Origin of the sequence: Streptosporangium sp. NPDC006013 (genome assembly GCF_040614275.1) — a bacterium.
Classification (GTDB): Bacteria; Actinomycetota; Actinomycetes; order Streptosporangiales; family Streptosporangiaceae; genus Streptosporangium.
This window is the reverse complement of record NZ_JBEXUE010000500.1, coordinates 1-7,189: the sequence shown is the minus strand read 5'-3', so window position 1 is coordinate 7,189 and position 7,189 is coordinate 1. Positions and strand designations below refer to the sequence as shown.

At 73.1% G+C, this 7,189-nt stretch carries 5 protein-coding genes; 1 reads left to right on the top strand and 4 read right to left on the bottom strand.

The window, feature by feature from the left end:
- Positions 1-588 precede the first annotated feature (588 nt).
- The 3 genes from ABZ260_RS43000 to ABZ260_RS42990 form a co-directional block, all read right to left on the bottom strand.
- Complete coding sequence (locus tag ABZ260_RS43000) at positions 589-1,317, bottom strand: SDR family oxidoreductase (RefSeq protein ID WP_355629422.1); 729 nt, start codon at positions 1,315-1,317, stop codon at positions 589-591.
- A 109-nt stretch (positions 1,318-1,426) separates the two neighbouring features.
- A complete protein-coding gene (locus ABZ260_RS42995) occupies positions 1,427-2,971 on the bottom strand; it encodes an MFS transporter (RefSeq protein WP_355629419.1) in 1,545 nt (514 codons plus the stop codon).
- A 100-nt stretch (positions 2,972-3,071) separates the two neighbouring features.
- Positions 3,072-6,215 (bottom strand): BTAD domain-containing putative transcriptional regulator, encoded by a 3,144-nt coding sequence (locus ABZ260_RS42990; protein ID WP_355629417.1) that lies wholly within the window; start codon positions 6,213-6,215, stop codon positions 3,072-3,074.
- 142 nt (positions 6,216-6,357) lie between these two features.
- Between ABZ260_RS42990 and ABZ260_RS42985 the strand changes: the two genes are divergently transcribed.
- Positions 6,358-6,939, top strand: coding sequence for a helix-turn-helix domain-containing protein (locus ABZ260_RS42985; protein WP_355629414.1), 582 nt, complete (start codon positions 6,358-6,360; stop codon positions 6,937-6,939).
- Positions 6,940-6,992: 53 nt separating this feature from the next.
- Here ABZ260_RS42985 and ABZ260_RS42980 read toward each other — a convergent pair.
- Positions 6,993-7,189 (bottom strand): hypothetical protein (locus ABZ260_RS42980; RefSeq protein WP_355629411.1); only part of this gene is annotated, 197 nt, incomplete at its 5' end.

Here is a 7,189-nt window from a genome sequence, read left to right as displayed (position 1 = left end):
GGTTTGCCGATCACCGGCTGCCGGCCGCCCGTCGCGGTCTCGGCGCCCGCGCTCGGGATTCCGGCGACACCGGCCGCCAGGACTGTGAGGCTCGCCAGTACCGCGAGCCGGCTCCGGTTGGCGCCCGGCCGGGCGAAGGGTCTGATCATCGAAGGTCCGTTCTCCAGGCACAGCGACGGTCGTGGCGGCCCCCGAGTCCGCACTTCGCAGATCCTTACGCTGTGACGCTGCCGAGTCAATAGTTTCGCGAGAGCGCTCTCTCGACTGAACACCTGTTCGATGCCTGACCCATAGCTTGCAAACCCCGCCCAGCAGGCCCTTCGCAACGCGATACAGCCACATCACCCCTGGCCGGACGGCCCAAACTCCACCCTTCTGAGAGCGCTCTCAGGAGCTGGGCGGGCACTGTCCGAGCCGGGCGGGCCGGCCGGCCGTCAGGACATGGGCCGGCGACCGGCGCTCTCGCGACGGCTCGGACAGGGGCGCCGGGGGGCGGCCGGGGGCACGTGGACCGCGGGCCGGGAACAAGTGCCGGCCGGAAACGGGATCGACGTGTCCTGGAGACGGGGCGGCGGTGGCCCGCACGCCTCAGGACATGGTGTTGCCGCCGTTGACCGCCAGGCGCTGGCCGGTGATGAAACGGCCGCCGGGCGAGGCCAGGAAGGCGATCGCGTCGGCCACCTCGGCGGGCACCCCCATCCGGCCCAGCGGCAGCCCCGCGCGGTACTCCTCGACGTCCATTCCCTCGTGACGCTCCACCGGTATCCAGCCGGGCTCGACGGTGTTGACGGTGATGCCGTACCGTCCGAGCTCGTTGGCCCAGGAACGGGTCAGACCGTGCAGCGCCGCCTTGGCCGCGACGTAGTGCCCCATCTCGACGTTGCCCAGGTCGACGACCTCGCTGCCCACGTTGACGATCCGGCCCCGGCCGGCCTCGCGCATCGCGGGCAGCACGGCCCGCAGGATCAGCAGCGGCGCCTTGACGAAGAACCGGAGCTGGTCGAGGTGATGCTCCCAGGTCTGCTCGGCGAGGGGGACCAGCGGCTGGGGCCCGGTCGCGTTGTTGACCACGATCTCGACCGGTCCCGCCTTCTCGGCCACCTCCGCGATCCCCCGCCGTACCGACTCCTCGTCCGTCACGTCGAAGCGGGCCACGCACGCCCGGCCCCCGGCCGCGGAGATACGCTCGGCGACGGCCGTGGCACCCGCGGTGTCGTGGGCGTAGTTGACGGCGACGGTCCAGCCGTCCTCGGCGAGCCGCACGGCGATGGCGGCACCGAGCCCCCGCGAGGCCCCGGTGACAAGCGCGCATCCCATCCGCTTCCCCTTTCCTGACTTCTCAGGATTTCACGGCTCTCCTGCCACGAGTGAAATCGCCCCCATTGTGGCGGGCCGCGGCACCCACGTGATCCGTGCGCCCTACAGGTCAGCTACGCGGTTCGGAAAGGAGTTCTTCGGGGATCACGTCGGGCACGCCGCGCAGACCGGCGAGCGAGACCGCTGCGAGGACCGCGATCAGCACCGCGGCGGCGAGCGAGGTCACCCCGACCGAGGTGACGAAGGCCCGCCTGGCCGCCTCGGCGACGACCTCCCCCAGCTCGGCCGGGAGCGCCGCGGCGGCCATCAGAGCGGTGGGCAGCGACTCCGCCGCGGCGGCGGTCACCTCGCCCGGCACCCCCGCCGGGAGCCGGAGGTCGCCCCGGTAGACACCGGTCAGGATGCTGCCCAAGATCGCGATGCCCAACGCGCCGCCCAGTTCGAAGGAGGTCTCGGAGATCGCCGCCGCGGCACCGGCCCGCTCCCTGGGCACGCTCGCGAGCACCGTGTCGTTGGTGACCGCGAACGTCAGCCCGATGCCCACCCCGCAGACGATCATGGGAATGAGAAAGTAGAGGTAGGGGGTGTCGAGCCCGACCCGGCTGTAGCAGGCGAAGGCCGCGGCGGCCATCGCCAGGCCCAGCGCCACCACCCTGGCCCGGCCCCATCGGGTGATCAACCCGGCCGCCAGCACCCCGCCGACCGCCGCCGACAGGCCACCGGGCAGTCCCGCGAGACCGGCACGCAGCGGCGACCAGCCCAGGACCAGCTGGAAGTACCAGGCGAAGATCAGCGACAGCGCGGACATGCCGAAGATGGCGATGAGGTTGGCGCCGACCGACGCGGTGAAGGCCCGGCGCCGGAAGAGACGAACGTCGATCAGCGGCTCGGCCAGCCGAGTCTGCCGCCGGGCGAACATCACCAGCGCGGCGATCCCCACGACCGCCGCCACCGGCACTCCGGCATCCGTGAGACCGTGACCGGCCGCCTCCTTTACAGCGTAGATCAAAAAGGTGACGCCGACGAGGGAGAGCAACACGCTCGCGGGATCCACCCGCCCCGCGGCGGGGTTGCGTGACTCCGGCAGCACGGCGAGGCCCGCGACCACGATGAGCGCCATCACCGGCACGTTGATCAGGAAGACCGACCCCCACCAGAAGTGATCGAGTAGCAGACCGCCGACTACCGGCCCCAGGGCGAACCCCGCCGCGCCCATCCCGCTCCACAGACCGATCGCCGTGGTCCGCTGCCTCGGGTCGGTGAAGACGTTACGGATGATCGACAGGGTGGAGGGCATGATCGTGGCACCCGCCACGCCGAGCAGGACGCGGGCCGCGATGAGCAGTTCGGGGGTGGGCGCGTAGGCGGTCACCGCCGAGGCCGCCCCGAAAGCCGTGGCGCCGATGAGGAGCAGCCTCCTGCGGCCGATCCGGTCGCCGAGGTTGCCCATCGTGATCAGCAGGCCGGCGAGCGCGAAACCGTACGCGTCGCCGATCCACAGGATCTGGGTGGCCGAGGGCTGCAGGTCCGCGACCAGCTGGGGAAGGGCGAGGTGCAGGACTGTGACGTCAACGGAGAGCAGCAGCGCCGCCAGGCAGGCGACGGCGAGGGTCGCCCGCCTGCGGCGGTCGGTGATCGGGAGGTGATCGGTCATGCCCGCCATCGTGATCGTCGGCGCTGACGGCCCGCGCACCTCGTGCTGACAACCACTGACAACCACCGACGACCGCGCGGCCGGAGTCACCCGGACATGGTCATGCCTCGAGCATCGAAAGCACCTCGCTCCGCGACATGCGGGTTCCCGCACGCCACTCCTTCTCGTACGCGGCGCCGCCGATCCGGGCGCGAACGGCTGCCGTGACCCGGGCCGCGTCCGGGTGCGCCGCCGCGGCGCCGCTGAGAGCCGTGGCCGCCCCCAGCAGCCGGGCCGCTCCCCGGACGTCGTTCTCCAGCAGCACGACCTCCGCCAGGCCCCCGATCGCCGAACCCGCCACGAGCAGGTAGCGGTGTAGCGCCGGTTCCAGCGCCTCGCGGTACCAGGCCCTCGCCCCGGCCCCGTCTCCGCTCGACGTGGCGATCCGGCCCAGTTCGACGGTGATGCGCAACCGCGTCTCCTCGGCGGCGTACCACTCCTGTGGACACAGGTCCAGTGCCTCGCGGGCGAGGGTGCGGGCCTCGTCCAGCTCGCCGCGGAGCCTGGCGATCTCGGCGAGCCCGTGCCATACCTTGGCCATCACATCGGGCGTGCCCGCCCTGCGGGCGTACACGGCCGCGCGCAGGTACTCCGCGTGAGCGGTCGCGAGGTCGCCCTCACGCACGATTCCCAGGGCCCTGCGGCAGATGAAATCCGCGATGTCCTCGGCCGATTCGAGCTCCTCGACCAGCCGGAGCGCCTCGTCGGCCAGCGCGCGCGACGCCGCCACGTCCTGCCGTAGGTCGGCGAGCTCGGCGAGTTCGGCGAGGGTGAGGGCACTGCCCCACCGCTCCCCGATGGAGCCGAACAGCTCCAGCGCGTCCTCGAAGGAGCGCTCGGCGCCCCCGGCGTTGCCGTCGTACAGCTGCAAGTAGCCGCAGCCGAAGTGGGACAGAGCCCGGACCCACGGGTCGGCGATGGCCGGGATCCGCGGCAGGTGGGAGCGGAGGTCCGCGACCGGGCCGGTGAACATCGGCTGCAGCATGGCCAGAAACGGCCACCGGTACGGCTGGTCGATCGCCGGAACGAGCGGTGCGGTCGCCTCCAGCAGGGCCAGCAGCCGGGGCGACCGCGACTCGCCACCGAAGGCGACGAGCACGCAGATGGCGTACTCCTCCTCCAGCCCCTCCACCGGGGCCGGCCCGATCACACCGAGCAGGTCGGTGGCCAGGCCCGCGCCCTCCCAGCGGCGGCCCCGCATCCACCAGTACATGGCGAGCCCGGCCAGCAGGCGCAGCCCCTGCCCGGTCCTGCCGGTGTCGATGGCCCAGCGCAGCGCGGCGTGCAGGTCGTCGCGCTCCTCGTCCAGCCTTCGCAACCACTCCAGCTGCCCGGCGCCGCGCAGCCGGCGGTCCGCCGTGGCCGCCAGATCCGTGTAGTACGAGGCATGTGCCTCGCGGCGCGCCTCGGTCTCGCCGGCCTCGGCCAGCCGTTCCGCGCAATACGCGCGGATGGTCTCCAGCATGCGGTAGCGCCCGCCCACCCGCTCGATGAGCGACTTCTCCGCCAGGGAGCTCAGCAGGTCGACGGCCTCGGCCTCCGGCAGCCCGCACACCCGCCCGACCGCCTCCAGCGTCGCGCCACCCACGAAGACGGCCAGCCGCCCGGCCAGCGACCGCTCGTCGTCGTCGAGCAGGTCCCAGCTCCAGGCGACCACGGCGCGCAGCGTCTGGTGCCGGGGCAGCGCGGTGCGGCTGCCACGCGACAGCAGCCGGAACCGGTCGCCCAGCCGGGAGGCCACCTCGGTCACCGACAGGGAGCGCAGGCGTGCCGCGGCCAACTCCAGAGCGAGGGGCAGGCCGTCCAGTGCCCGGCAGATGTCCAGCACCTGCTCGACGTTGGTGTCGTCGACGCGGAAACCGGGGCGCACGGCGGCTGCCCGGTCGGCGAGGAGTCGTACGGCCGGGTAGGCCGTGGCCTCCCCGGCGGCTGTGCCGGCCCTCGGCACCGGCAGCGGCGCGACCGGGTGGATCACCTCCCCGGTGATGCCGAGCGCCTCCCTGCTGGTGGCCAGGACACGTAGCGCCGGGCAGGCGGCGAGCAGGCGGTCGGCGAGCTCGGCGGCCTCCGCCACCAGGTGCTCGCAGTTGTCCAGGACGAGCAGCAGCGGACGGTCGGCCAGCGCCGCGACCAGCCTGGCGAGGGGGGTGGGCACCGGCCGGCCGGGGCCGGGGAACAGCCGGGCGTCGCGGACCCCCATCGCCCCGAGGACTGCCTGGGCCACCTCCCCGCCGCCGAAGACGGGGGCCAGCTCCACGAAGCACACCTCCCCCTGCTCCCCGGCGGCGACCTCACCGGCCAGCCTGGTCTTGCCCGCGCCGCCGGGGCCGACCAGGGTGACCAGTCTCGCCTCACCGAGCAGCGCGCGGAGCTCGGACATCTCGCCTTCCCTGCCGACGAAGCTGGTCAGCGGGGCCCGCAGACCCGACCGGAGGGGTGGGGCACCGGCGGCGGGGGCGCCGGCCAGTTCGGGATCGGCCCTGAGCACCGCCAGGTGCACGGCGGCCAGCTCCGCCGACGGGTCCACGCCGAACTCCTCGCCGAGGACCCGTCTGGCCCTGTCGTAGACCTCCAGCGCCTCGACCTGCCGGCCCGAGCCGTACAGGGCGCGCATCAGCTGCCCGTACAGCCGCTCTCTGAGGGGATGTGCGGCGGTCAGCTCCTGTAGCTCGGCCACCAGCTCACGGTGGCGGCCCAGTTCCAGCTCGGCCTGCAGGCGATCCTCCACGCAGTCGAGCCGGAGCTCCTCCAGCCTGGCCGAGGGTGCCTGGGCGAACGGGAACTCCGCCACGTCGGCGAGCACGGGCCCGCGCCACAGCGAGAGCGCCTCGCCCAGCGGTTCGACCGCCCGCCCGCAGTCGCCGGAGGCCAGGAGACGCCGGCCTTCGGCGGCGAGCCGCCCGAAGCGGTGGGCGTCGACGGCATCGGCACCGGCCACGAGCCGGTAGCCCGCCGGGTGGAACTCGATCACTTCCTGGGCACCGAGTGCCCTGCGCAGCCGCGAGACCTGCGACTGCAGGGCATTGGCGACGCCCGCGGGCGGATCGGCACCGTACAGGCCGCCGATCAGCCGTTCGGTGGTCACGACCTTTCCCACGTCGAGCAGGAGCATCACGAGCAGCGCGCGCATCCGCGGCCCGCCCACGACGACCGCGCGCCCATCATCGAGCCGGATCCGGGTGGGACCGAGAACGTCGAACCGCATACCCCGATTATCACGACTTTCCCGCACCCGTACGGTGCCGCGCGGCCGGGGCATCACCCGTCCTCGCGTCCGGAGTTTGGGACTAGGCAAGGGGCGGGGCGTGGGCTAGCTTCTGGACAGGTGTCCAGTTTGAGGAGCGACAATGCCCAGGACCACCGAGGCGCCCCGGACCCGGCTGTCGGACCGGCAGGCCGAGACCGTGCGCAGGCTCACCGAGGCGGCGGTCGAGGAGGTCGCCGAGCACCGGTACGAGGGGTTGACGGTGCGCGGGGTCGCCAAGCGGGCCGGGGTCGCGCCCGCCACCGCCTACACCTACTTCGCCTCCAAGAACCACCTGCTGGCGGAGGTGTTCTGGCGGCGGCTGCGCGACCTGCCGGAACCGGACCCGCTCCCCGGCGGCTCCCCCGCCGACCGGGCCGCCGAGGCGCTGAGCGCGGTGGCGCTGCTGGTCGCCGACGACCCGGCGCTCTCGGCCGCGTGCACCACCGCGATGCTCGCCGACGAGCCCAACGTCCTCCGGCTGCGTGCCCGCATCGGGCTCCGTGTCCACGAACGGATCTCCGGCGCCACCGATGCCTCCCCCGCCGCCCTGCAGGCCTTCGAGCTGGCCTTCTACGGCGCGCTGGTCCAGGCGGGAATGGGCCACCTCTCCTACCGCGACCTCCCCGGCCTCCTCGCCACCACCGCCGGAACCATCTTCCCCCGGACCGAGGAGTGCCCATGAGGCCGCACCGGGGACTGGGCCGAGGAGAGTGAGGTCGTGAGGAACGAGCGACCTCACTCGACGAGGGAAGGAGCCGGGTCCCAGCGGCCGAACCGCGACGCGTTAGCGTCGCCGACAACCCGTGAGGCCGCGCCGGGGACTGGACTGAGGAGTGAATCGACGTGCACGTCCAGGAGCATGGGCCGGTCGGCACTCAGCGCCTGCTCCCAGGCCGGCCCGATCTGGTCGGGCCTGTCGACGGTGACGGCAC

Bases quoted from the DNA above. Each gene is read 5' to 3' on its own strand.
- ABZ260_RS43000 (WP_355629422.1), bottom strand. From the start codon at position 1,317: ATGGGATGCGCGCTTGTCACCGGGGCCTCGCGGGGGCTCGGTGCCGCC.
- ABZ260_RS42995 (WP_355629419.1), bottom strand. From the start codon at position 2,971: ATGACCGATCACCTCCCGATCACCGACCGCCGCAGGCGGGCGACCCTC.
- ABZ260_RS42990 (WP_355629417.1), bottom strand. From the start codon at position 6,215: ATGCGGTTCGACGTTCTCGGTCCCACCCGGATCCGGCTCGATGATGGG.
- ABZ260_RS42985 (WP_355629414.1), top strand. From the start codon at position 6,358: ATGCCCAGGACCACCGAGGCGCCCCGGACCCGGCTGTCGGACCGGCAG.